Source organism: Nocardia cyriacigeorgica (assembly GCF_010858045.1).
Lineage (GTDB): Bacteria > Actinomycetota > Actinomycetes > Mycobacteriales > Mycobacteriaceae > Nocardia > Nocardia cyriacigeorgica_E.
Window position 1 is genome coordinate 123,722 of record NZ_JAAGVC010000003.1, and the last position, 24,220, is coordinate 147,941.

25 protein-coding genes are annotated in these 24,220 nt (G+C 70.2%); 12 read left to right on the plus strand and 13 right to left on the minus strand.

Features of this window, described 5'->3' with window-relative positions; genetic code table 11:
• Positions 1–12: 12 nt before the first annotated feature.
• Positions 13–432, minus strand: coding sequence for a roadblock/LC7 domain-containing protein (locus GV790_RS04495; protein ID WP_163810771.1), 420 nt, complete (start codon positions 430–432; stop codon positions 13–15).
• Complete coding sequence (locus GV790_RS04500) at positions 433–2,829, minus strand: sensor histidine kinase (protein ID WP_163810773.1); 2,397 nt, start codon at positions 2,827–2,829, stop codon at positions 433–435.
• Positions 2,830–3,026: 197 nt separating this feature from the next.
• On the opposite strand from GV790_RS04500, the gene GV790_RS04505 reads away from it, so the two are divergent.
• Together GV790_RS04505 and GV790_RS04510 are read left to right on the plus strand one after the other, a co-directional pair.
• Positions 3,027–4,580, plus strand: coding sequence for a succinic semialdehyde dehydrogenase (locus GV790_RS04505; RefSeq protein WP_163810775.1), 1,554 nt, complete (start codon positions 3,027–3,029; stop codon positions 4,578–4,580).
• A 40-nt stretch (positions 4,581–4,620) separates the two neighbouring features.
• On the plus strand, positions 4,621–5,046 hold the full coding sequence (locus GV790_RS04510; RefSeq protein ID WP_163810777.1) for an MmcQ/YjbR family DNA-binding protein: 426 nt from the start codon (positions 4,621–4,623) through the stop codon (positions 5,044–5,046).
• Between the two features lie 5 nt (positions 5,047–5,051).
• On the opposite strand, the gene GV790_RS04515 is transcribed toward GV790_RS04510, so the two are convergent.
• Positions 5,052–5,696 (minus strand): maleylpyruvate isomerase family mycothiol-dependent enzyme, encoded by a 645-nt coding sequence (locus tag GV790_RS04515; RefSeq protein WP_163810779.1) that lies wholly within the window; start codon positions 5,694–5,696, stop codon positions 5,052–5,054.
• Positions 5,697–5,818: 122 nt separating this feature from the next.
• Between GV790_RS04515 and GV790_RS04520 the strand changes: the two genes are divergently transcribed.
• Positions 5,819–6,262 (plus strand): MarR family winged helix-turn-helix transcriptional regulator, encoded by a 444-nt coding sequence (locus GV790_RS04520; protein WP_375139366.1) that lies wholly within the window; start codon positions 5,819–5,821, stop codon positions 6,260–6,262.
• Between the two features lies 1 nt (position 6,263).
• On the opposite strand, the gene GV790_RS04525 is transcribed toward GV790_RS04520, so the two are convergent.
• Both GV790_RS04525 and GV790_RS04530 read right to left on the minus strand, forming a co-directional pair.
• Positions 6,264–6,665: a DUF779 domain-containing protein gene (locus tag GV790_RS04525; RefSeq protein WP_163810781.1), complete on the minus strand. Its 402-nt coding sequence runs from the start codon at positions 6,663–6,665 to the stop codon at positions 6,264–6,266.
• 150 nt (positions 6,666–6,815) lie between these two features.
• Positions 6,816–7,781: a LysR family transcriptional regulator gene (locus GV790_RS04530; protein ID WP_163810783.1), complete on the minus strand. Its 966-nt coding sequence runs from the start codon at positions 7,779–7,781 to the stop codon at positions 6,816–6,818.
• A 65-nt stretch (positions 7,782–7,846) separates the two neighbouring features.
• Here GV790_RS04530 and GV790_RS04535 point away from each other — a divergent pair, with 65 nt between their 5' ends.
• From GV790_RS04535 to GV790_RS04550, 4 genes are all read left to right on the plus strand, one after another.
• The gene (locus GV790_RS04535; protein ID WP_163810785.1) at positions 7,847–8,257 is read left to right on the plus strand and encodes a DUF5997 family protein; all 411 of its coding nucleotides are present in this window, start codon (positions 7,847–7,849) and stop codon (positions 8,255–8,257) included.
• Positions 8,258–8,263: 6 nt separating this feature from the next.
• Positions 8,264–8,998 (plus strand): TetR/AcrR family transcriptional regulator, encoded by a 735-nt coding sequence (locus GV790_RS04540; protein ID WP_163810787.1) that lies wholly within the window; start codon positions 8,264–8,266, stop codon positions 8,996–8,998.
• A gap of 251 nt (positions 8,999–9,249) precedes the next feature.
• Positions 9,250–11,016, plus strand: a complete 1,767-nt coding sequence (locus GV790_RS04545; RefSeq protein WP_163810789.1) for an ABC transporter ATP-binding protein — start codon at positions 9,250–9,252, stop codon at positions 11,014–11,016.
• Positions 11,013–12,746: an ABC transporter ATP-binding protein gene (locus GV790_RS04550; protein WP_163810791.1), complete on the plus strand. Its 1,734-nt coding sequence runs from the start codon at positions 11,013–11,015 to the stop codon at positions 12,744–12,746. Before GV790_RS04545 ends, GV790_RS04550 begins: the two co-directional genes overlap by 4 nt.
• A gap of 138 nt (positions 12,747–12,884) precedes the next feature.
• On the opposite strand, the gene GV790_RS04555 is transcribed toward GV790_RS04550, so the two are convergent.
• The 4 genes from GV790_RS04555 to GV790_RS04570 form a co-directional block, all read right to left on the minus strand.
• On the minus strand, positions 12,885–14,099 hold the full coding sequence (locus GV790_RS04555) for a helix-turn-helix domain-containing protein (protein WP_175585799.1): 1,215 nt from the start codon (positions 14,097–14,099) through the stop codon (positions 12,885–12,887).
• Between the two features lie 120 nt (positions 14,100–14,219).
• Positions 14,220–14,540 carry a hypothetical protein gene (locus GV790_RS04560; RefSeq protein WP_163810794.1) on the minus strand — a complete coding sequence of 107 codons (321 nt, stop codon included), beginning with the start codon at positions 14,538–14,540 and terminating at the stop codon, positions 14,220–14,222.
• Between the two features lie 85 nt (positions 14,541–14,625).
• Positions 14,626–15,765 carry an alkaline phosphatase family protein gene (locus tag GV790_RS04565; protein ID WP_175585800.1) on the minus strand — a complete coding sequence of 380 codons (1,140 nt, stop codon included), beginning with the start codon at positions 15,763–15,765 and terminating at the stop codon, positions 14,626–14,628.
• Positions 15,766–15,810: 45 nt separating this feature from the next.
• Positions 15,811–16,425 (minus strand): TetR/AcrR family transcriptional regulator, encoded by a 615-nt coding sequence (locus tag GV790_RS04570; protein WP_163810796.1) that lies wholly within the window; start codon positions 16,423–16,425, stop codon positions 15,811–15,813.
• Positions 16,426–16,535: 110 nt separating this feature from the next.
• Here GV790_RS04570 and GV790_RS04575 point away from each other — a divergent pair, with 110 nt between their 5' ends.
• The 3 genes from GV790_RS04575 to GV790_RS04585 all read left to right on the plus strand — a co-directional run bounded on the left by GV790_RS04575 (position 16,536) and on the right by GV790_RS04585 (position 18,929).
• On the plus strand, positions 16,536–17,597 hold the full coding sequence (locus GV790_RS04575) for an SDR family oxidoreductase (protein ID WP_163810798.1): 1,062 nt from the start codon (positions 16,536–16,538) through the stop codon (positions 17,595–17,597).
• Positions 17,598–17,608: 11 nt separating this feature from the next.
• Entirely contained in the window at positions 17,609–17,800 is a 192-nt protein-coding gene (locus GV790_RS04580; protein WP_163810800.1) for a hypothetical protein, read from the plus strand.
• 256 nt (positions 17,801–18,056) lie between these two features.
• Positions 18,057–18,929 carry an LLM class F420-dependent oxidoreductase gene (locus tag GV790_RS04585; RefSeq protein ID WP_163810802.1) on the plus strand — a complete coding sequence of 291 codons (873 nt, stop codon included), beginning with the start codon at positions 18,057–18,059 and terminating at the stop codon, positions 18,927–18,929.
• Here GV790_RS04585 and GV790_RS04590 read toward each other — a convergent pair whose 3' ends face one another.
• Together GV790_RS04590 and GV790_RS04595 are read right to left on the minus strand one after the other, a co-directional pair.
• On the minus strand, positions 18,930–19,508 hold the full coding sequence (locus tag GV790_RS04590) for a class I SAM-dependent methyltransferase (RefSeq protein WP_163810804.1): 579 nt from the start codon (positions 19,506–19,508) through the stop codon (positions 18,930–18,932).
• Between the two features lie 118 nt (positions 19,509–19,626).
• Positions 19,627–20,799: a helix-turn-helix domain-containing protein gene (locus GV790_RS04595; RefSeq protein WP_163810806.1), complete on the minus strand. Its 1,173-nt coding sequence runs from the start codon at positions 20,797–20,799 to the stop codon at positions 19,627–19,629.
• 197 nt (positions 20,800–20,996) lie between these two features.
• Here GV790_RS04595 and GV790_RS04600 point away from each other — a divergent pair, with 197 nt between their 5' ends.
• Complete coding sequence (locus GV790_RS04600) at positions 20,997–21,302, plus strand: hypothetical protein (protein ID WP_163810808.1); 306 nt, start codon at positions 20,997–20,999, stop codon at positions 21,300–21,302.
• Positions 21,303–21,645: 343 nt separating this feature from the next.
• On the opposite strand, the gene GV790_RS04605 is transcribed toward GV790_RS04600, so the two are convergent.
• Both GV790_RS04605 and GV790_RS04610 read right to left on the minus strand, forming a co-directional pair.
• Positions 21,646–22,275, minus strand: a complete 630-nt coding sequence (locus GV790_RS04605; protein ID WP_163810810.1) for an HAD family hydrolase — start codon at positions 22,273–22,275, stop codon at positions 21,646–21,648.
• A gap of 96 nt (positions 22,276–22,371) precedes the next feature.
• Positions 22,372–23,226, minus strand: coding sequence for a helix-turn-helix transcriptional regulator (locus GV790_RS04610; protein ID WP_163810811.1), 855 nt, complete (start codon positions 23,224–23,226; stop codon positions 22,372–22,374).
• A 159-nt stretch (positions 23,227–23,385) separates the two neighbouring features.
• Here GV790_RS04610 and GV790_RS04615 point away from each other — a divergent pair, with 159 nt between their 5' ends.
• Positions 23,386–24,111 (plus strand): SDR family NAD(P)-dependent oxidoreductase, encoded by a 726-nt coding sequence (locus GV790_RS04615; protein ID WP_163810813.1) that lies wholly within the window; start codon positions 23,386–23,388, stop codon positions 24,109–24,111.
• The last annotated feature ends 109 nt before the right edge of the window (positions 24,112–24,220 follow it).

The window sequence follows — 24,220 nt, forward strand, 5'->3', positions numbered from 1 at the left end:
GAACCCACCACATCACGCCTGGGATTCGACCTCGGCGGCGCCATTGCGGGCGGTGGTCGACAGGTAATTGCCCACCCGCTGCACGGTCAGGTTCATCTCATAGGCCACCATGCCCAGATTCGCTGTCTCCGAGGCCTGCAGAGCCAGGCAGGCGTTATCGCCCGCGGAGGTCACGAACAGCACGGCGCGGTCGAGTTCGATGACGGCCTGACGCACCCCGCCGCCGTCGAACCGGCTGCCCGCGCTGCGGGCCAGACCGTAGAGCGTGGAGGACATGGCGGCGAAATGCTCGCCGTCCTCACGGGCGATCCCGTCGGAATGACCGAGCAGCAAACCGTCGGTGGACAGGACGACCGCGTACCGGACGCCGGCCAGCCGCTCGACCAGATCGTCGAGCAGCCAGTTGAGATCACTTGCGGGGGAAGTGGACACTTAGCCTTCCTGTTCCTTCGGGGTCGAGCTCGGCGGCGCCGGCGCGACGGAATCGTCGGCGGGCAGCGGCTTGCGACCTTGTCTGGTGCCGTTCTCGATGGCCGACATCAGATCTCGGGCCTGTTCGGCGGTGCGAGGTCGCTGCGAGGCGGGCTGCGGGGTGACCGGCTGCGCCAATTGCGGTGCGAGACTAGTCTGCCGATTCCGCCGGGGTAAAGCGGGACGACCGTCGGCGGTGCGCTCCACCGGCTCGGCCGGCCGCAGTGCGGGCGTGGGCGCGGACGGTGGGTCGGCCAGCAGGGTCGCGGTCGGTGCGGGCGCCGATTCCACGGCGCGCGTTACCGGCTCGCTCGCCGCGGGCAACGCCGGTCGACGTTGCGGCTTGGTCACCGGCTCGCTGGGCGCGGCGCCGGTCTCGCCCGGCAGCAGCAGCTTCGACGGCACCAGCACGATCGCCCGCACCCCGCCGTAATCGGATTCGCTCAACCGCACCGAGATGTCGTGGCGTGCGGCCAGCTGGCCGACCACGAACAGCCCGAGCCGGGAATCGGCCGACAAGGTGGCCACGCCGAAATCGGGTGGATCGGCGAGCATCTCGTTGACCCGCGCCAGTTCGTCGGCATTCATTCCCATGCCCTGGTCGCTGATCTCCACGACCAGCCCCTTGCCGACGATATTGCCGGTCACCTCCACCCGCGATTGCGGCGGCGAGAACGAGGTGGCGTTGTCGACCAATTCGGCCAGCAGATGCACCAGGTCGGCGACTCCGTTGCCGGCGATCCGCGATTGCGGCAGGGTGCCGAGGCGCACCCGGGTGTAGTCGAGGGTTTCCCCGATCGCGCTGCGCACCAGGTCGATCAGCGGCACCGGGTTGCGCCAGCGACGGCCCGGCTCACCGCCGCCGAGGATGATCAGGTTCTCGGCGTTGCGGCGTTCGCGGGTGGCGAGATGGTCGAGGCGGAACAGGGTGTCCAGCATGGCCGGATCCTCTTCGCGCTGTTCGGCCGCGTCGAGGATCTCCAGCTGGCGGTGTACGACGATCTGGCTGCGGTGGGCGATATTGAGGAACACCGCGCGCACACCCTCGCGGGTGCGGGCCTCGGTGACGGCGGCGGTGACCGCGGCGGCATGCGCGTGCTCGAAGGCCGTTGCCACCGCGCCGACCTCGTCGCGGCCGAAGTCCAGGCGCGGCGCTTCGGCCACCGGATCGACCTGCTCGCCGGCGCGCAGGCGAGCGAGCATGCCGGGCAGGCTTTCGTCGGCCAGCGCCAAGGTCTGATCGCGCAATCGCTTCAGCCTGCGGATGAACCGGTTCGCCAGCACCAGCGAGACCAGGAAGGCGCCGATGCTGATGAGCAGCACGGTGACGCCGAGAGCCAGAGAGGCGGCCGCGGACTCGGTGGCCGAATCTCGGGACATCTGCTGGGCGTGCCGGTTGTGCATGTCCCAGATATCGAGCAGCGCGTTGTTGACCTCGGCCTCCGCGTCCCGCCATTGCTCGATCGTGGCGGGCAGTGGCGCTGGTTCGTCCTCGGCCGTGGTACGGGTGCCGGTGCGGCCGGAGGCGGTCTCCCCGGAGGATGTCTGCGACGGCTCGGTGGCCTCGGGCCGGTCGAAGGTGCGCTGAGTGAGCGCCTGCTCGGTCGACGCGAGCACCTGCCAGGCCGGGCTCGCCAGCACGGCCTGCAGCTTGTCTCGGAAGGCCGGTTCGAGATCGGCGGCCAGCGGGGGCAGCGTGGTGCGATGGGTGCCTGCCTGGGCGATGAACTCCTCCGGCAGCGCGACCACACCCGAGCCGTTCACCAGCGCCGCCTCGGCCAGCGCGTTACTGCGCGAGACGGCTTCGAGGCCGTAGATGAGCCGGGTCGACAACGCCAGCTGCACGACCACGGCCGGGTCCGGCGCCGACCGCTGCGCCATCTGCGTGCCGATGGTGAGCACATCGAAGACCCGGGTGTAGAAGGTGTAGGCGTCCGGCGTCGGCAGAGCCCTGGCGTCGGCGGCATCGCGCACCATGGCCAGCTGCTGACCGAGAGTGACGAAGCCGCCGACATCGGCGCCCACGGTCTCGGGTGAGAGCTCCTGGAGCGGAATCGACGCCTCGATCAACGCCTGAAACGCCGCGTCGACCCGGGGCCGGATGGACGCCAGGCCCGCGGCCGCGGTGGGATCTCCGGCCAGGTGGGTGAGGGTGAGCCGCCGTTCCTGCTGCACCGCGTCCAGCAGCTGACGGGTCGGGTCGATGGCCGCCTGCATGGCCTCGGCCCACTGTTTGCCGTGATTGCCCCGGTCGACCAGGTACCCCGCTGCACCAACGCCGACTACCAGCAGAGTCAGGCTGGGAATGAGGGCGATCGCCAGTATCCGTGCCCGGACACCGAGCCTCGCTCTGAACATCGGCACAACATAAACGCCATCGTGACCGAATCGGTATTCGGGTCCCGTTGAGCGGGACCGGATTTGACATGGCAGCGGCCGGTCCGGCCGGCGTCGCGCCCGGGCGGTTCTGCGCGATTGTGACACCGGGCACCATGGCGCCTCCGGTGTGGGTAGATTGTGTGTACCGACGAGTAACCCACATCGAGGAGGCACTGATGCCCGCGCCGGAAGCCGACGTCTTCGCCCGACTGAGCGCCCTCGCGGCGATCGACGGCGCCGAGGCACGCCCCACCAGAACCATCACCGAGGTGTTCACCGGACGTCCGCTCGGCACGGTGCCGGTCGGCACCGCCGACGACGTCGCCGACGCGTTCACCAGAGCCAGGGCCGCCCAGGCGCATTGGGCCGCCCGCCCGGCCGCCGAACGCGCCGCCGTCTTCGAGCGCTACCGGGCGCTGATCGTCGACGAGCGCGAATACCTGATGGACGTCATCCAGGCCGAGACCGGTAAGGCGCGCTGGGCGGCCCAGGAAGAGGTCATGGGCCTGATGCTGGCCGCCCGCTACTTCTCCCGGGTCGCGCCGGGGCTGCTGGAACCGCACAAGGTGCCCGGCGCGTTCCCGGTGCTCAACCGCGCCCAGGTGCGCACCCAGCCCAAGGGCGTCGTCGGTGTGGTCGCGCCCTGGAACTATCCGATGCTGCTGTCCATCGGTGATTCGATTCCGGCGCTGCTGGCGGGTAACGCGGTGGTGGTCAAGCCGGACAGCCAGACCCCGTTCTCCTCGCTGGCCGGTGCCGAGCTGCTCTACCGTGCGGGTCTGCCGCGTGATCTGCTGGCCGTGGTGACCGGACCGGGCACCGTGGTCGGCACCGCGATCGTCGACTCCTGCGACTACCTGATGTTCACCGGCTCCTCGGCCACCGGGCAGACCCTGGCCCAGCAGTGCGGTAAGCGGCTGATCGGATTCTCCGCCGAACTCGGCGGCAAGAACCCGATGATCGTCACCCGCGGGGCGAACCTGGACAAGGTGGCCAAGGCGGCGGTGCGTGCCTGTTTCTCCAACGCCGGCCAGCTGTGCATCTCGATCGAACGGATCTACGTCGAGCGGTCGATCGCCGAGGAGTTCACCACCAAGTTCGTGGCCGCGACCGAGGCGGCGAAACTCGGTGTGGCCTACGACTTCTCCACCGATATCGGTTCGCTGATCTCCGAATCGCAGCTGGAGACGGTGTCCAAGCATGTCGCCGATGCGACGTCCAAGGGCGCGAAGGTGCTCACCGGCGGTAAGGCCCGTCCCGACCTCGGGCCGCTGTTCTTCGAACCGACGGTGCTCGCCGAGGTCACCGACGAGATGGAATGCGGGCGCAACGAGACCTTCGGCCCGCTGGTCTCGATCTACCCGGTGGATTCCGTCGACGAGGCGGTACGGCTGGCCAACGACACCGAGTACGGCCTCAATGCCAGCGTGTGGGCGGCGAGTCCGTCCGAGGGCGAGCAGATCGCGCAGCGGCTGCGCGCGGGCACCGTCTGCGTCGACGAGGGTTACGCGCCGGCCTGGGGGACCACCGGTGCGCCGATGGGCGGCATGGGGATTTCCGGTGTCGGCCGCAGGCACGGCGCCGACGGGCTGCTGAAGTTCACCGAACCGCAGACCGTCGTGGTCACTCGGTTCATGAACCTCGACCCGCCGCCGATGCTGTCGCAGGACAAGTGGCAGCGGTTCCTGATGACCATCGCCCGCAACCTGCGGTTCCTGCCAGGACGCTGAACCGTCGACTCGGTATGCCGCCCGGGCCTACCCTGGCGGCATGCCGAGTCGATCACGGCCCGCGCACCTGGCCGACGTGCACGAACTGGCCTCCGCGATGCCGCATGTGACACGCGTGGACGGTCCGCACGGCAATGCCGTCTACCAGGTGGGCGGCAAATCGTTCGTGTTCTTCCGCACCCCGCGTCCCGACGCCGTCGACCCGGAGACCGGGGAGAAGTACGACGACGTGATCATGTTCTGGGTGCCGTCGGAAGGCGACAAACTGGCGCTGGTGCAGGATCGCACCACTCCGTTCTTCACCACCCCGCATTTCGACGGCCACCCCTCGGTGCTGGTGCGGGCGGCGCACCTGAACCAGCTCACTCGGCAGGAACTCGCCGAGATCATCGAAGACGCCTGGCTCTGCCGCGCGTCGGCGCGCCGGGCCCGGTTGTGGCTGGAGGAACATCCCGCCCCGCCCTGAGCGGATCAGACGCGTTGATCCCAGCGGGCGGCGATCTCCGCGACGCCCGCGCCCGCGAGCTGGTCGAGCGCGGCAGGGCGGCCGGTGATCACGAGCAGCAGTGCGACGATGGGTCCCTCGACCGGACTGCCGCGGCCCGCCGACCATGCGATATCGGTGGCGCTGAGCCGAAGCCCCTGGAGCCGGCGCCGCTTCCAGACCGGCCAGCCGACCGAATACGCGCGGGTCGCCGCCGCGGCGGCGGCCTCGACGGGGACCGGGATCGGCCGGCCCAGCGGCAGGGAAATGTCCTGGCCGTGCACGATGACGTCGAAGAGCACGTTGCGGTAGTTGGTGACCATCGGCAGGTCTCGGCACGCGGCCGTATCGCCGATTTCGGCGACCAGTTCGGCGGTCGGGCGGCGGGCGTGCGCGCGCGCCATGGTGTCGACGAGCGCGTTGTAATCGCCGCGGGCGCGGGAGAATTCGCGCATGATCGCCCACAGTGAGAGTGGCTGCGTGGTCATCGCGACGTGGGCCGCCACGTCACGGATCCGCCAGCCCGCGCACAGTGACGGGGTATCCCATTCGGCGGGGGTGAGCTCGCCGAGCAGGGCGGCAATGGCGCGGCGCTGCTGCTCGATCACCTGCCAGCTCTGTTCGCGATCCATGGCCATCACCTGCTCGGACGAGGAGTCGCCGACGGCGCGGCGAGTCCGTAGAATTAATCAGGATCTCTGACTATTTTAGTCAGTGACTCTGACCTGTTGCAAGAGCGTGGAAGGGGGCAGGCGTGGAGCGTTCCGCCGATGAACCGCCGCTCGGGCTGCTGCTGTACCTGCCGTATCGGTCGATGGAGAACCGGGTCTTCGCGGCCCTGGCCGAGGCCGGGTACGCCGACATCACCCTGGCTCAGGCGCGGATCGTGCAGCGCATCGGCCCCGACGGCACCCGGCTCACCGAACTCGCCGAGCAGGCGCAGGTCACCAAGCAGACCGCGGGCTTCCTGGTCGATCAACTCGAGCGCGCGGGCTACGTGGAACGGGTGCCGGATCCCACCGACGGTCGCGCACGCCTGGTGCGTCTGTCGGCGCGTGGTCGGCGCGCGACCGCTGTGGCCAACGCGGTCGCCGCCGAGGTCGAGCACGAATGGAGCCGGCATCTCGGACCACGAGCGACGGCACAGCTGCGTCGTGCGCTCACCCGGTTACGGGATATCACCGACCCTTACCGCTGAATCAGCGCAGCCGGTCCGCACCTGTTCGGGGTGGGGGAGCGGCCGCGGCGGCGGCCGCCTCGTCGGCATCCAGGGGCCGCACGTGCAGCACGAACCGTGCTCCCTCGGCCGACTCCAGCGAGGCGGTGGCCGCGGCGCCGGTATCCGGCCCGACGTCGATGGTGAGGTGATCGCGGGCGTATCGGGCGTAGTTGTCGCCGCTCATCCAGAATTCGGTGTGCCAGGGCAGGCGGGCCACCAGCACATCACCGTCGTCCGGCTGAAAATCGCGGGTGCGCAGGCAGATCGGGGTCGCCGCGCCCGAACTCAGCAGCAACGTCACCGGGCCGTGCTCGTCGATCACGTGCCGCAACACCGAGCGCGCCGCCTCGGTGGCATCGCCGCGGACACTGCGGTCCGGCATCAGCGTGCGGGGGCCGGGGCGTCGGTCGTGGCGGTCTCGGCTTCGGGTTCGAACCAGCACATCGCTGCTCCTCGTGGCTGCTGCGGACATCCTCGATGCCGGAAACTATGGAGGGCAAAGGTTGGTGTCACGTTGGTGCCGTCGACGGGTCTAGCGCCCACGCCGCCGGACGGGTTTCTTGGCACCTGTGCGCGCGCCGGTCGATCGTTGCTTCGCGGCGGCCGTGTTTTTGCCCGGCTTCCTACCGGCGGCCGGCTTCTTGCCGGTGCGCGGTGCCGAGTCGGTCTTATCGGATGAGGGCGACCGCGAACTGCGCGGCGAGCGGCCGCGGACCACGCCGATGAACTCTTCGACCAGCTCCGTGGTCTGCTCCGACGGCCACGCCAACGCGATTCCGGTGTCGGGTGCGTCGGTCACCGTCCGGTACACCACGTCGCGGCGGGCGTGCAGCCGGGCGATCGAATGCGGCACGATCGCCACGCCGACACCGGCGGCGACCAGTTCGATACTGCCTGCGGCGCGGTCGAGATCGCTGGTGTCCTGGCGGTGTTCCTCGGCCAGATCGGCGAGGGTGACCTCGGTGAACACCGAGATCGGATGCTCCTTCGGCACCACGACCACGGGCAGCTCGCGGTAGAGCGGGATCGCGCTCAGGCTCGCGTCGTCGAGGGGGAGCCGGACGAAGCACATATCGACCCGGCCTTCCCGCAGGGCGGTGAGTTGATCGGCCTGCGCGATGGGTTCCAGGTCCAGCGGGATCTCGGGGAACCGTTCGGCCCAGATCCGCTGCCACTTCGACACCGTCACACCGGGCACGAAACCCACCCGCAGCCCGGTGATCTCGACCGGTGCGTCGCCGGCGTGCTCGGCCTCGGCCGCGGCGATGAATTCCTCGGCCTCGGCCAGGAGCCGGGAGCCGTCATCGGTGAGCTGGGTGGGACCGGCGCCCGGCACGAACAGCTTGGTGCCCAGCTCGTTCTCCAACTCGATCACGGTCCGGCTGAGCTGCTGGCGCGAAATGTGCAGCGCCTTCGCCGCCCGTGCGAAATGCAGTTCCCGCGCGACCGCGACGAACCAGCGCAGACGCACGATATCGGTCGAAGCGAAGCGGCTCATTCGTATCAGCGTATGCGCACGGCCCGCCGCCACCTGCCCGCGGCCGGGCCCAGTACGCTGTATCGGTGAGCCCGGACAAGAAACCGCAGACCATGAAGCCGTTGACGGCGGCGAACAAACTCGGCATCTACCTTCCGGCGGCTCCCGAGGAATTCCGCAACACCCCGATTTCCCGAGCCGAGCTCGACAAGCTGCGCACCGACCCGCCGCAGTGGCTGACCGACCTGCGCCGCACCGGCCCCTTCCCGCGCGATATCACCGCGCGCAAGCTCGGCGTCTCCAACAGCGGCCTGGCCCGCGCCGAAGTCTCCGACGCGCTGACCGCCGACGAGATCGCCGCCCTGCTCGCCGATCCGCCGGAATGGCTGATCCGCGAACGCGAGAACTACGCCGCCGTGCAGGCCGAGAACGCTCGCATCAAGGCCAAGGAAGCCGAACGCCGCGAAGCCACCAACCGCCCGGCCAAGAACCGCTAGCGCCACGTGGCTCGACGCGCCTACCGGACCGGCCTGACCCCCGCGGCCATCACCGACGCCGCCGTCGCGCTGACCGCCGAGCGCGGCCTCGACGGCTGGACCATGCGGGACCTCACCGCCCGCCTGGACACCTCGCTATCGGTGATCTACCACCACATCGGCGATCGCGAACGGGTCTGCGCCGCGGTCGTGGACAAGGTCTACGCCGATATGCGCCTGCCGCTCGACGACACCGACTGGCGGACTCTGCTGCACCGGGTGCTCACCGCGATGATCGACCAGCTGGCCGATTACCCCGGCGTCGCCGCATGGCTGTTGCGCAACGGACCGCAGACCGAACGACTCGTGCCCGTCCTCGACGCCGGGGTGTCGCGCATGCTCGACGCCGGCTGGGGCGAGGAAGCCGCCACCGCCTACTCGATCGCGTTCAACACCTGCCTCGGCCTGATCGCCCTCGACGACCAGCGCGCCCGCGACCCCGACGGCGGCGGATTGACCGGCCTGTACCGGCTGCTGGAAACCCATCCCGAGGCCGGGCCGGGCGCCGAGCGGATGCGCCGGATGGTCGCCGAATTCGCCGCGGCCGACGACGCCGAACGCGCCAGGGTCCGGCGTGAATACGGCCGATATGCGCTCGAACGCCTGCTCGATGGACTGGAGCTCCGGTTGCACGCTCTGCGGGCCTCGGCGGGGATGGACCAGCCGCCGGGCGACGACCAGCGCTCGGGCGCAGGCGACTAGGGTTCGGCCGCCGCCGAGCAGGGGTCGGCGGCCGCTGACGAGCGGTCGGATGTCGCAGATCAGCGCCGATGCCGAGCTGTGAACGGGTCCTCCAAAGGCGCGCATGCGGGCCGAGCGGCGCCCGCGCACGAGGGAGTGGCGGTGGGACGCCCCACCCTGCCGCGCCGCGACGTCCAGCAGACCTCTTGCACGCTGCGTCCTCTCCGCTACACTCCAAATTAGAACACTGATCTAATTCCCTCGGGGGTGTCATGAGAACTGCGGTATCGGAGCAGTCCGCGGCCGCGGCGCCGTCGGGGACCGGCGGCGGGCTCGGTGCGGTGCTCGCGCCCGTGCGTGGCCGGCTGGCGGTGGCCGCCGTCCTGCAACTGGTCGGTGCGCTGGCGGCGTTGGCGCCCTATCTCGCCGTGGTCGGGATCGCGCGCGAACTGCTGGCGGAGGCGCCCGCCGATCGGGGCGTGGTGTGGGGGTGGGTGGCCGTCGCAGGGCTCGGATTCGTGGTGCGGACCAGCTGCGCGGCCGCCGCCTACACCCTCAGCCATCGCGCCGACGCCGACGTTGCCGCCGGGCTGCGTCGCGCCATGGTCGACCGGCTCGGCCGGGTTCCGCTCGGCTGGTTCACCGCGCGCAGCTCCGGGCAGGTGAAGCGGGCGCTCACCGACGACGTCACCGCCATCCATCATCTGGTCGCGCATGCGATCAACGACCTGGTAGCCGCGGTGGTCACGCCCCTGGTGGCGCTGGTCTACCTGTTCGTCCTGGACTGGCGATTGGCGCTGGTGTGCCTGGTTCCGCTGCTCGCCTGGTTCGTGCTGACGGCGTTGATGTCGCGTGACGAGGCGGCCAGGATGGCGCGCTGGAACGCCGAACTCGAGAAGGTCGACGCCGCCGTGATCGAATACGTCGACGGCATCGCGGTGGTGAAGGCATTCGGCCAAGCCGACCGCGCCCAGGACCGATACCGGCGCGCCGGCGACGAGCTGGCCCGCTTCCTCGGCGAGTGGATCGGCCCGATGCACCGGCTGGAAGCGGTGTCCTCGGTGCTGATCTCACCGCCGGTGCTGCTGGCGGTCGCGTTGTGCGGCGGCGTATGGCTCGGGACCGAACCGGCCGAGCTCATCGCCTTCACGATGCTCGTGGTCGGCCTCGGCGCGCCCGTGCTGGCCATCGGATTCGGCGCGCTGGCCATGCAGGTGGCGCGGGCCGCGGCCGACCGGATCGCCGGGGTGCTGACCACTCCCGAACTTCCGCGCGCCGCAGCGCTTTCGGTGCCCGACGGCACGCGGGTCGAGTTCGAACGGGTCCGGTTCTCCTACGACGGGCGCGGCCACGCCCTCGATGGCATCGATCTCACGCTGACCCCTGGCAGCGTCACCGCCCTGGTCGGCGCCTCCGGATCCGGGAAATCGACGCTGGCCCGGCTGCTGCCACGGTTCTGGGATGTCGACGAGGGGTCGGTGCGCATCGGCGGCGTCGACGTTCGCGATATCGCCGAAGACGATTTGTACCGGCGAGTGGGGTTCGTCTTCCAGGAGACGTCACTGCTGCGCACCTCGATCCGGGACAATATCGCGCTCGGCCGCCCCGACGCGGACGCCGCCACCATCGAAGCGGCGGGTAGGGCGGCGGCCATGCACGATCGGATCATGGCACTGCCGCGCGGCTACGACAGCGAGGTCGGAGTCGACGCCCAACTATCCGGCGGTGAGGCGCAGCGCATCGCGATCGCCCGCGCGATCGTGGCCGACGCGCCGGTGCTGGTGCTGGACGAGGCCACCGCGTTCGCCGATCCGGAATCGGAAGCGGCGGTGCAGGATGCGCTGTCGCGGCTGATCGCGGGCCGGACCCTGCTGGTGATCGCGCATCGCCTGCACACCATCCGCGGCGCCGATCGCATCGTGGTGCTCGCCCGCGGCCGGATCGTCGAAACCGGACGCCATGACGAACTACTCGCCGCCGGCGGCGAATACGCGCGGATGTGGGCCGCCCAGACACTGCCGAAGGAGAACGCCCGATGATCGGCAAACTCTATGGTCTGGTCGATCCCGCCGATCGGCCCCGCTTCCGGCGCTGGACCGCCGCGATGATCGCGTTCGCCGTCGTGCAGGGCCTGTGCGTGCTGCTGCTGGTACCGGTGTTGCGTCCCCTGCTGGCCGGCGATCCGGGCGCGGCGACCCCGTGGCTCACCGCCCTGGTGGCCACCACCGTCGCGGCGAGCGCGGTGTACTACGTGCAGGCGATGCTCGGCCAGCACATCGGTGACGACCTGCTGCTCGGCCTGCACCACCGGGTCGCCGATCAGCTGGCCCGGATGCCGCTGGGCTGGTTCGACATCGACCGCACCGGCCGGCTCACCCATGCCATGTCGCAGGGCACGACCAACATCATCGCCGTCCCCGCGCACCTCATGCAGCCGGTGATCGCCGCGGTGACCACACCGGTGGTGGTGGCCGTCGGCATGGTCGTGTTCGATCCGCGCCTGGCGGTGGCGCTGCTCATCGCCGGACTGGTGCTGCTCGTCACGCACGCCCGGGCGCGGGAGGCGATCGCGCGCAGTTTCGGCGCCATCGACGACGCCGAGGTCGAAGCGGCGGCCAGGGTCGTCGAATTCGCCCAGCGCCAGCCGGTGCTGCGGGCGTTCGGGCAGACCGGCACCGGCAACCGGTTGCTGGCCGACGCGCTGACCGGGCAGCGGCGCGCCTACGGGGCGATGAACCGCAAAGCCGTGACCGCGCTGGTGACGTTCTCGACCGCCGTGCAGGCGGCATTCGTCGCGCTCATCGCGGTGGGTGTCGTTCTCGCCCTCGGTGGTTCGCTCGATGCCGCCGAACTGATCGCGCTGCTGGTGCTCATCACGCGCTTCGCCGGACCGTTGATCGAACTGGTCGACCATTCCGCCGCCCTGCGGATCGCGTCGGAAAGCATCGACCGCATCGATGAGGTGCTGTCGGTGCCCGCGCTGCCGGAGGGCTCGGTGCGGCGCGCGCCGCGGCCGGGCGAGATCGCCCTGCGCGGTGTCGGATTCGGATACCGGGACCGGCCGGTGCTGCGGGAGGTGGAGTTCACCGCCGAACCCGGGACGCTGACCGCGATCGTCGGCCCCTCGGGTTCGGGAAAGACCACCCTGTTGCGGCTGGTGGCTCGATTCTGGGAAGCCGACACCGGAGCGGTCCGCGTGGGCGGCGTCGATGTCCGGCACTGGGCCACCGAGGCGCTGATGGACCAGCTCGCCATGGTGTTCCAGGACGTGTACCTGTTCGACGACACCATCGAGGCGAACATCCGCATCGGCAGGCCCGAGGCCGGTGCCGACGAGATCCGGGCGGCGGCGCGGGCGGCCCGGGTCGACGAGATCGTCGACCGGCTGCCCGACGGCTGGCACACCCGCGTCGGCGAAGGCGGGGTGAGCCTGTCCGGTGGTGAACGACAGCGGGTGTCGATCGCCAGGGCGCTGGTGAAGAACGCGCCGATCGTGCTGTTCGACGAGGCGACAGCGGCGCTGGACCCGGAGAACGAGGCAGCGATCACCGACGCCCTGCGCACCCTCGCCGCCGACCGCACCCTGCTCGTGGTCGCCCACCGCCTGCACACCATCGCCACCGCCGATCAGATCCTCGTGCTCGACGAGGGCCGCATCGTCCAGCGCGGCACCCACACGGAACTGATCGACCAGCCCGGTAAGTACGCCGAATTCTGGGCCGAACGCGAGCGCGCCCAGGGGTGGAGATTGACGGGAGCCGAAGCCTGACCCGGGCCCCCGGCTCGGTCACGATCCGTTGAGCCGGTATTCCGGTGCGGTGGTGGCGGTCTCGCCCGCGTCGATCGGCGGCAGGTCGGGTAGCGGGGCTGTGCGGCCAGAGGGCGGTGTGCGAGCAGGGTGCGCGGATCAGCCGCGGAGCGCGGTGTGCAGACGCGCCGTGACGACCGCTCGCCGCACATCACCTGGCGGCAGCAGCCGCAGCGCGTGCTCGTGCACTTCGACGTCATCGGGCACCCGCTCCCCGAAGGTGACGGCGTGATCGGCGCGCTCACCGGCCAGCACGGCATTGCGGACGCCGACTTCCAGATGCGCGCGCCACTGTGCGATCCCGGGCGTATCCGAACCCGGCAGCAGCGCACCCCGATACAGCCACACGGCCGAGGTGGTGTCGCCCGCGGCGATGGCGGCCAGCAGATCGACCGCGTCGCAGGAGATCGGGCCGGTGAGCAGATAACGGCGGTTGCCGATATGACCGCCGGTGGCGCGGCGCAGATGGGAGACCTCCGCCTTGAGGGTGGCGGCGGTGATGGGACGATCGCCGTACAGGGCGGCGTGCAGTTGATCGGGGGTGAAGCCGTCGGGCTCGAGGGCGAGCAGGGTCAGGATCTCCAGCTGACGCGGGCGCAGCGCAATCGTGCACCCGTCGCGGGTCAGGCGTGCTTCACCCAGGCATTCCAGCCGCAATCCGGCCGGCGGCGGCGGTTGCGCGCTACGCAGCATGGTCTCCACCGCGGTCACCAAGGCGCGTACCGACGACATGACCAGCGGATGCGACCGGTCCCAGGAGCTCGACAGGTCGAGCGCACCGACCTGTCTGCCGTCGGGGGCGTGGATCGGGGCGGAATAACACACCCAGCCGTGCAGGGCCGCCACCAGATGTTCGGCGCAGAACACGGTGCTCGGGGCGTCGGTCAGCAGCGACATCGAGACCGCGTTGGTGCCCATGTGCGCCTCGTCCCAGCAGCCGCCCGGCGCGAAATTGACCTGCTCGGCGCGCCGGCGCACCGCGCGATCACCACCGGACCACAGGATCGCGCCGGAGGCGTCGGTGACCGCGGCCAGGTATCCGGCGTCGACGGCGACGTCGTTGAGCGCGCCGGACAGCTCGGTGATCGGCACCCGCAGCGGCGAGCGGGCCCACCGCTCACCGATATCGTCGAGGCCGGGCGCGCCGGTGCACCCCGGGTCGACCGTGCCGAGCGAGCGCCGCCACGATTGCGCGACCTCGGTGCGTAGCAGGGTATTCGGGGACCGGGCGGCAGCGCCAGGGGCGGTGGCCACGCGTTCCCATTCCTTTTCGAGATCGGTGCGCTGCTGGGTCAGGGTGCGAAACCGTGCCACACGCAGTCCTTCTCGTCGTCCGGGCGCCGATCGGGCCTCGACCGGCCTGCTTGCGCGTCCTATCCTCGCGCAGCCGAACCCGCTCGCGGGACGCTTTGCCGCACAACGCTCACCGCTGCGTCATTTGTTGATGAAAATGCCCGCCACGTCGGCGTTCTTGATCGGGGTCTCGGCATTGCGCTGGAAGCTGCACAGCAGATCGACCTGGATGATCGTGGCATCGACGGCGGTGCCGGCCGGTTCGTGGTCGATGTTGTTGAGCTGCTTGATGAACTTGGTGACCGTCATCCGCTTGGTGTCGGGGTCCTGCTGCACGTACTCCCGGCACGGGGTGTCGCCGCCACGGTTGAGGGCGCGTTCGACGTCGTCGCAGCCGGCCAGCACCAGCGCGGCGGCCGCGGCGGTGCAGGCGAGGCCGACCCGTGCGATGGTGGCGTTCATGTGATCCTCCTGGTCGGCGGGCCGAGCCACCTCGCCCGGCCGTCGGCTACAGCCTAGGCGGCCCGGCCGACACGGCGTCGCAGGCTCAGCTGGTGAACACGCGGAGTGGGACGTTCATCTCGGCCGGGGTGAGCGAGCCATGATGGCCGGGCAGCGCCGATTGCAGTGGTTCGGCGTGCGTGCGCACCACCCCGCCGGTATCGCGGGCCACCACCACCAGATCCCCGATCCGCTCATGCACCTGCGGCGATACCGTCGGCCCGAACCAGCCGCAGTCGATGACCTCCGCGCGGGTGAGCACCTGGAATCCGGCGCCGAGGCGTTCCCGCCAGGCCGACATCACGTCGTCGGTGGCGCCGTCGGTGGTGTAGACGTGGCGTGCGCGCGGTTCTCCGCCGAGCCGGTGCACGCCCTCGCGCAAGCCGGGTTCGGCATCGAAATCGATCGTGTCGCCGAGTTCCACCATGCCGTGGTCGGCGGTGACGATGAGCGCCGAACCCGCGGGCATGCGTGCGGCGATATCGGCGGCGATCCGGTCCACGTGCGCCAGCTCGAGCAGCCAGGATTGCGAGGACGGCCCGCGCACATGCCCGGTGGTGTCGAGTTCGCCGTGGTAGGCGTAGACCAGCGAACGCGGCTCCGCCAGCGCCTCGACCACGCCCGCCACCAGATCGCCCACCGAGAAGTTGGGCCGGAACGCGCAACCGCGCAGCACCGCGCGAGTCAGCCCGGAGCCCGCCTGGTAGCGCGGTGCCACCTGCGTCACGGTGAGACCGTGCGCGGCGGCCCGCTCGAAGACCGTTGCGCCGGGCTGGAATTGCTCGGGCACGAGCTGTTCGAGCAGATCGCCCTTGTGCTGGGCGCCGAACAGCCGCCAGCCCAGCGGATCGAACAACCGGTCCTGCCCCGGCACCCGCAACAGATAACCGACGATGCCGTGCTCACCGGGCGGCACGCCCGCGCCGAGGGAACTGACACTGGTCGCCGTCGTGGTCGGGAATCCGGCCGTCAGCACGGCGGGGGCAAGGCCGGACAGAAACGGCGCCACCTCGGCGTGCTCGGCCAGTGCCTCCGCGCCGAGACCGTCGATCAGCAGCACACACACCCGGTCCACCCCGAGCTCGAGCCCGAGGCGATCGTGCTCGCCGGGGACCCCGAAACCGGCCAGGACGGAGGGAAACAGATCGGACAGGGAACCCGTTCCATAACGGGGCGCGACGAACACGTGCTCAGGATGCGGGCCGGGGCGCGCCGACGCAAGCCGGTTGTTTCAGGAGCCGGGAGCGATCAGGGCGTTGACGTTGCGCATGATGTCGGCGACCAGTTCGGGCGCGGTGGTGCCCATCAGCGCGCTGCGCTTCTCCAGCTGCCCGTCCAGCCACAGCGAGGCGAGGCCGTGCGCGAGGCCCCAGAGCGTCACCGCGAGCGTGTCGGCCTTGTCCGCGGGGAGCTCGCCCGCGCCGACGCACTCGGCGACCGCGTCGGCGAGCACGGCGAAGGCGGCCTCACCCGCGGCCCTGGTCTCGGGGTGTTTGTCGGGTTGGGACAGCTCCGGCCGGAACATCAGCCGGAAGTAACCGGGATTGTCCCGGGCGAAGCGCACATAGGCGTCGGCGATGGCGGTCAATCCGGCCAGTGGGGTAGGCGCCGCGTCCCTGGCGGCGGCCACGTCGCTGCCGAGCTTCCGGAATCCCTCGGTCGCCAGATCGGCCAGCAGCGCGGCCCGGTCGGCGAAATGGTGGTAGGGCGCACCGGAACTCACCCCCGCCTCACGGGCCACCCGGCGCAGGCTCACCGCCGCGATGCCCTCGGTCTCGATCAACCGCAGGCAGGCCGCGAGCAAGGCCTCACGCAGGGCGCCGTGGTGATACGAGGTCCGGGTCACCGTCCGAGCGTATGCGAATGGCACTGGACAAACCAATCTGGGCAGTGTTTAGATTATCTGAGCGCCGCTTAGATGCGTCGCGTCCTTCCTTCTCTCGATGGGTTGTCATCATGGGCACACGAGTACTTGTCACCGGCGCCACCGGCTTCATCGCCGGGCACGTCATCGCCGAATTGTTGAACCACGGATACGCGGTGCGCGGCACCGTGCGCAGCCTCACCGACGCGCGCAAGCGCGAGCACCTGGTCGAACTCGCCGAGCGGGCCGGTGGCGAGATCGAGTTCGCCGCCGCCGATCTCGACCACGACGAGGGCTGGGCCGCGGCCGTCTCCGGTTGCGACTACGTCCTGCACGTCGCCTCACCGTTCCCCTCCGCACCGCCGGACGACGAACAGGAAATGATCGACACCGCTGTGAACGGCACACTGCGGGTGTTGCGGGCGGCCGCCGCCGCGGGCACCGTGCGACGGGTCGTGCTGACCTCCTCGATCGCCGCCATCGCGCACGGTCACCGCACCGACGCGGTGCGCACCGAGGCCGACTGGACCGTCGTGGAGCGCAGTCCCGCCTATCAGAAGAGCAAGACCCTCGCCGAGCGCGCGGCCTGGGATTTCGCCGCCGGGAACCCCGAGGGTCCCGAGCTGACGGTCGTTAATCCGGGCATGGTCCTCGGCCCGGCGCTGTCGACGGCGACGAGCACCTCCCACGAACCGGTGCGGATGCTGTTGGGCCGACAGGTCCCCGGCTCGCCACGGGTGGGGTGGGCGACGGTCGACGTGCGGGATCTCGCGGTCGCGCACCGGCTGGCCATGGAAACGCCCGAGGCGGCGGGCAAACGTTATATCTGTGCGGGCGAACATCTCTGGATGCGTGATCTCGGACGCCTGCTGGCCGAGGAATTCGGCCCGCGTGGCTTCCGGGTGCCGACCCGTCAACTGCCCGATCTGCTGGTGCGCGCCATCGCGGTGGTGGACAAGACCGTGCGGCTCACGGTTCCGTCGCTGGGGCAGGTCGATCGCCTCAGTGCCGAACGCGCCCGACGTGAACTCGGCTGGACCATGCGCCCGGTCCGCGAGTCGGTGCGCGACACCGCTGAGAGCCTGCTGCGGCTCGGCATGGTGCCGATGCAATCGGGTGCCCGCTCGAGTGCGGCCGAACCTGCTCACACGTAAGGAGTCCGCTCATGATCACCGCAACGTTGATCGTCGCGATGCTCGGATTGCTTCGTCGGCTGCGCCGGCGGGAGGGGAGTAGCGCGGACACCGATACCGGTGCCGCGCGGCGGGTCTCCGCATGGTGGCGCTCGGGCCGGGTCGCCGCGTCGGCGGCGGCGTTGTCGGGCGCGAGCGTGGCCGCCGCCTGCGTCGCCTGCTGATCGCGGTTCGCGCACCCGGCGTCCTGCGTCCGCCCGCGCCGTCCTGTGCAGAGGGGCGGCGCGGGCGGGCTGCGAGGCGGGCGACGCTGCGCCGATATGGGGACCGCCGGCGGCGGCTGACGCGATCCGGCCGTTCACCGTCAGCAGATTCGCGCCGGCTCAGCCGGGTGCGGTTGCCGCGTCGGAAGATATTGCGGCGAACGACTCGGGCCTCCCAGTTCCGGGCGCACACCGACGGTCCTGGTACACAAGAGCAGTGAGCACACAGCGTGAGTTCCGGTTCGGTGTGAACATGGTGGTCCCGGAGTCGAGGCAGGCGTGGGTCGCCAAATGCCGCCGCGCCGAAGCACAGGGCTACGACGTGGTCGGGGTGGCCGATCATCTCGGGCTGCCCGCGCCGTTCCCGACGATCGTGCTCGCCGCCGAAGCCACCGAGCGGGTCCGGCTCAACACGTTCGTCCTGAACACTCCCTTCTACAACCCGGTGCTGCTGGCCCGCGAGGTGGCCGGCGTGGATCAGTTCACCGACGGGCGCGTCGAACTCGGGCTCGGCGCGGGCTATGTGCAGGCCGAGTTCGAGGCGGCGGGCATCCCGTTCGGCACCGGTGGTCAGCGGGTTGCCCACCTCGAGAACACCGTCGCCACGCTGCGGAAGCTGTTCGCGGATTCCGAGTATCAGCCGCGGCCGGTGCAGCCGGGTGGGCCGCCGCTGCTCATCGCGGGCTGGGGCGACCGGCTGTTGAAGCTGGCCGCCACCCAGGCCGACATCGTCGGCTTCACCGGTGCGGCGTCCGGGGGAGGTGGGGCACTCACGCTCGCCGGCGTGGAAGCCACTACCGAGCGAGTCCGGTACGTGCGAGAGCTGCTGGGGGAGCGCGCCGATGGAGTCGAACTCAACATCTTGGTACAGGCGGTGGTGCCGCCCAGCGAACGCGCCGCCCTGCTGGACGAATACGGGCACGTCCTGCCCGGCGACGCACCCGACGAGCTGCCGACCCTGCTGTTCGGGACCCCGGCCGAGATGGCGCAGCGGCTGCGCGAACGGCGCGAACAGTACGGCATCTCCTACATCACGGTGCTCGAACCGTACATGGACGCGTTCGCCCCGGTGATCGAACAGCTGCGCTGATCACGAGGGTTTACGCCACAGCAGGGTGTAACGCCACATCAGTCTGCGCCGGATCCGCGCGCCCGGCAGCACGTCGGCGGCCGCCGCGCGGATCTCCGGCAGCGTGTCCTCCGGATCGCGGCAGGTGAAACCCGGCCCCCGGCTGCCGCCGTGGCGTTTATCGATGGCCCAGATCGCGGGCAGCAGCGGAAGATACGCGGCGTCCGCGCCGATACTCATCTTCCACAGCCCGACCACGGCCAGCGTGCCGCCCGGCGCGACCAGATCGCGCAGCGCGGTGAGCCCTTCGACCAGCGGCACATGATGCAGCGTCGCCACCGCCGTCACGACATCGAAGGTCTGGTCCAGCTCCCGGAAATCCGCCTGCGCGAGACGAACATTCGCCGGAACCGCCGCCTCGGCGATGATCCCACCGTCCACATCGACACCGAGCACCGATTCGCAGCGATCGGCGAGCTTCGCCGCCAGCAGCCCGTCGCCACACCCCACATCGAGCGCGGTACGAGCGGACTCCGACACCTGCGCGATCAGCCACGGATGGTAATGCGTGTTGTGATTCCAGTACGGATCGGCGCTCACGCCCCCACACTACGTCCCCCGAGCCGCCGCTCCCCCCAGCCATTGTTTCGACCTCGCACAGGGTGTGGCGAGAACTGGGGTGCCACAACTTGTGCGAAGTCCTCCGAACCTGTGCGAACTACAGACTGGCCCCGAGCCAGTGCGCGAAACCGAGGAGGTTGTCGGACCGGCGGCGCTGGGCGGAGGCGATGGCGTAGACGGTCTCGCGGACCGAGGGGTGCAGGCGGGTTTGCTGAGGAGCGGCGGCGCGGGCGGTGTAGAGCGCTCGGAGGGCTTTGTCCGGCTGGCCGACCAGCACCCAGGCGCGCGCCACGTCTTGCCAGTGGTGGCCTGCGCGCGGAGGCGCAATGCCGGCGGGCAGTTCGAGTGCCGAACCTTGGCGCGCGGCCCTGTCCGGATCGCCCGATTCCAGCGCGACGGCGCAGGAGTGAATGCCGACATTGGCCGGACCGAACAGGGTCCCGTAGAGGTCCGATTCTCCGCGCATCCGTGGAGCCAGCACCTGCGCATGCCGGAGATGGTCGGCGGCGACATCGGGTCGGATGCCGCGCGCGGCGACGATCGCCCCGCACAGATGCCCGTATCCGCGGACAGCATTCGCGGCCTGCGTATCGCCCTCGATCATGTCGAGGGCCTGCTCGACGAGCGGCATGCCGACGTCGTTCGCGTTGTGGTACATCAGGATACGGGCGCGCTTGATCTTCGCCTGCGCGGCGTAGAGCGGGTCGTCGGCTTGCGCGGCTGCCCATTCCAGCCGATCGAGCACGGAGGGCGCCAGATTCGTGAAGCCGAAACGCCTGCACAGGCGCTCAGTGGTCACGTGCGCGGCGCACAGCAGCGACAACACGGGGCCGCGCTCGCCGTCGGGCGCGGCGTGTAGCGCGCCGTACAACTGCCGTAGCAGCACCGGAATTCGCGCGAGCGCCCAGCGCCCCTTGTCGTTGCGGTAGGCCAGGTCGATCGCGGCCATCTCGGCCGCGAGCTCGGGCAGCGGCGCGGGCTCGATCGGCCGGACATACGGCCCTTCAGCGAGTACCGAACGGAGCTCGGCAAGTCCTTCGAGAGGCCCGTCTTCCTCGATGAGCTCGTAGTACGGAGTCCCGGTCAGGTATTCGGGTTCGACACCGAGCACGCCCGCGACAGCCGCAACGAAGCCCGGCGAGGCTGGTTCACGATTTTGTTCGACGGCCCGAACCATCGACACGCTGTAGCGCGCTCGTTGTGCGAGCTGAACTTGTTTGAGGCCCGCGAGCTTACGCAGGCCGGCGATCCGATCACCGGTAGTTGTCACCGCGCCCCTCCATCGGTGGGGAGTTCAGGTCGTTCCCTGTCGAGCGTACCGATGCGGGCGCGACCGGACGGCCGCACTGTTACTCGACTGGTACTCCCCGAAGCCACCGGTAGCGAATGTATTCCAGGCCCCGCCGCCGGGCTGTCGGCAGACCTCGGCGGCGGGAGCAGTCCAACATTCGACCGAGGGGGCAGGCGATGCGTGACCAACCAACGGCATTCGGGTGGATCGACCCGGAGATCACCACCGCACCGGAGTGGGATTCCGCGCAGATGCAGCGATTGGCGCGGCGGCTCGGCTACATCCTGGTGTGGGGGAGGGAAGGCTCTCACCTACCGCTCGTCGAGCAAGTGCGTGCGGCCGAGGTGGATGCGGTGATCCTGCCCGCGCCGCACCACGTCGATCCGTTGTCCCTCGACGCGATCATGCATCTGTGCGATGTCGAAACAGTGTGCCCGCGGCTGTCGTTCGCCCGCTGGACCGTGATCGGGCCGGCGTGGTGAGCGTCGCGGTCGGCTTCGGCATCGCCATCGGGTTGCCGCTCGCGGTGATCGCGGCCGCGGTGTGGTGGCCGCCGGCGCGCGATCGGCGTTCCGACGATGACGACGACGAGTGAGTCAGGTCGATGACCAGCGGTATCACTCCCGAAACAGCCCATCGGGTACCCGTGAGGTCACTTAGATGGTAGGGGCTGCACCCGCTGGCGGTGGTCCGGGCGAGTAGCACCGGCGAGCTCGCGGGGACCTGCGCTGGGCACCCGGCGGTGGCCGCCTTTCGCGATGGGGCCGGTCGAGCGAAACGCTGGCGGCACGCGGTGTGTGCTCGTTCGGTGTGTGCTCGTTCCGTTCAGGGATGTCTCGGCGTGGTCGATGCGCCCGCGAACTCCACCAGCCAGCCCGGGAACTCCGTCAGATCGTCCAGCACGATGCCGGCGCCCGCGGCGCGGAGCTCCGCGGCGGTGCACGGCCCGGTGGCGACGCCCACCCCGAACGCACCGGCCGCGCGGGCGCCACGCATATCACCGGCGTGGTCACCGACGAAAATCTGCGCACCATGCTCCCGCAAGGCCACCGCCTTACCGTCGGACCACAGATCCCCGGCGACGATGTCGATCGGCCACCCGAGATGACGGATGTGCAGCTCGGCATGCGGCTGATGTTTCCCGGTCACGACGAGCACGCGCCCACCGCCCTCGGCCACCGCACCAATCGCCGCATCGGCTCCGGCCATGGCCGCAATATCGGCGATGACCTCGGGGTAGAGCCCGCGGTACCGCTTCACCAGCGCCGGAATCAGCGCCTCTGGCGCACCGGCGTCGGCCAGGATCATCGCCATCGGCGGCCCGAGCCGCTCGGCCAGCTCACTACCATGCAATTCCAGCCCGTACTCCGCGGCCACGACATCGATCGCCCGCGCGACACCGGGCCGCGAGTCGATCAGGGTCATATCCAGGTCGAAGCCGACAGTCCAGGTCACCACTCGACCCTATCCACCGCGACCGGGTCGGCCCGCGCCCGGCCACCATCGTCGGCCACGCGCCCTCCAGCAGTGGGCGCACCCGGCAGGCCGAGGTCAGGCTCGGAGGTGCGTGAACTCCTCGGTCCCGGTGACCCGCAGCAGCTCGAGCGCCCCGGCCTCGGGGGTGCCGGGGGCCGCCGAATACACGACGACGGTCTGGTCGCTGTCGGGCACCAGCAGGGTGTCGCAGTCCAAAGTGAGGCGTCCGAGGTCGGGATGAACGATGGTCTTGCGGCTGTTGCGGAGGTGGCCGGCACGGCGTTCGCCCCAGAGGTGTTCGAAGTGCGGGCTACCGGTGCGCAGTTCGGTGATCAGGCGTTCGAGCGCGGGGTCGGATGGGTAGCGGGCGCGGGCGGCGTGCAGGCTGGCCACCCAGGTGGTGGTGATGGTGTCGATGTCTTCGGGGGGCAGGACCACCCGGTTGGGTCCGGTGCCGAGGAAGGCCTGCCAGATGATGTTGCGGCGCGCCGGTGGCCAGCGGGAGAAATCGCCGAGCAGCGCCGCTGCCATCGGATTCCAGGCCAGCACATCGCTTTTGGCCGAGAGCACGAGCGCCGGTAGGTCCGCCATCCGGTCCAGCACCAGGCGCAGCACGCTCGCGCGCACCACCATCGCGATCCGGTCGGCGCCGGGCGGTTCGCTGCCCGCGAGCCGGAACAGCAGATCGCGATCGTCGTCGCTGAGCCGCAGCGCCCGCGCCAGCGCCGCCAGCACCGACGGGGAGGGCCGCGGTCCACGCCCCTGTTCGAGCCGGACCACATAATCGACGCTCATCCCGGCCAGCTGCGCGACCTCTTCCCGGCGCAGCCCCGACACCTGTCGGCGTGCGCCGGCGGGCAGCCCGACGTCTTCGGGACGGATCCGGGCGCGGGCCTGGCGCAGCAGTGCCGCGAGTTCGGAGCGATCCATCCATCGATCATCCCGCAGCGGACCGGGCATCGGGTGGTACTGCTGATCCCTGCCTACCGGCGCTGATTCGAAGGCGCACGACGTACGCCGGGGTGGTACCGCCGCTCCCAGGATCGAGCGGTCCTGCCCGCGACGCCGGCCGCGAATCACGCTGGAGGCATGAACGCGACGACGAAGACAACAGCCCTGGTCACCGGGGCGAACAAGGGGCTTGGCCGCGAAACCGTACGGCGGCTGGCCGAACTGGGGTGGCGAGTGTTCCTCGGCGCCCGTGACACCGAACGCGGACAGGCCGCCGCAGCCGAATTCACCGCGGCGGGCCACGATGTCGGCTTCGTTCCGCTGGATGTCACCTCCGCCGCATCGATCGCCGCGGCGGCGAAGTCGGTCGCCGAGCAGACCCCGCACTTGGATGTGCTGATCAACAATGCCGGTATCGGCGGACCGTGGGTCGGCCCCGCCGACACCGTCGCCGCCGATGTGCGAGAGGTCTTCGAGACCAATGTCTTCGGGCCGATCGAGGTCACCCATGCGTTCCTGCCGCTGCTGCGTGCCTCGGCCCAGCCGCGCATCGTCATGGTGTCCAGCGGCATGGGCTCGCTGGCCATCACCTCCGACCCGGCCCGGCTGGAATCGACCATGCCCGGACTCGGTTACACGGCGTCCAAAACCGCCCTCAACATGATCACCTCCCAGTACGCCCGAGCCCTGCCCGGCATCCAGGTGAACGCCGCTGACCCCGGCTACACCGCCACCGACCTGAACGGCAACAGCGGGCACCAGACCGTCACCGAGGGCACCGACGCCATCGTCCGGCTGGCCACCCTCGGCCCGGACGGTCCGACCGGCGGGTACTTCGACCGCGAGGGACCACTGCCCTGGTAGTCGATCGTTGGAACCCCACGCAGGGATGCCGGTGGGGGACCAGAAGCGATCGCGCGATTCGGGCCCATCCGGCGCTGCCGGACGGACCCGATCCATGCAGCAGCGAAAC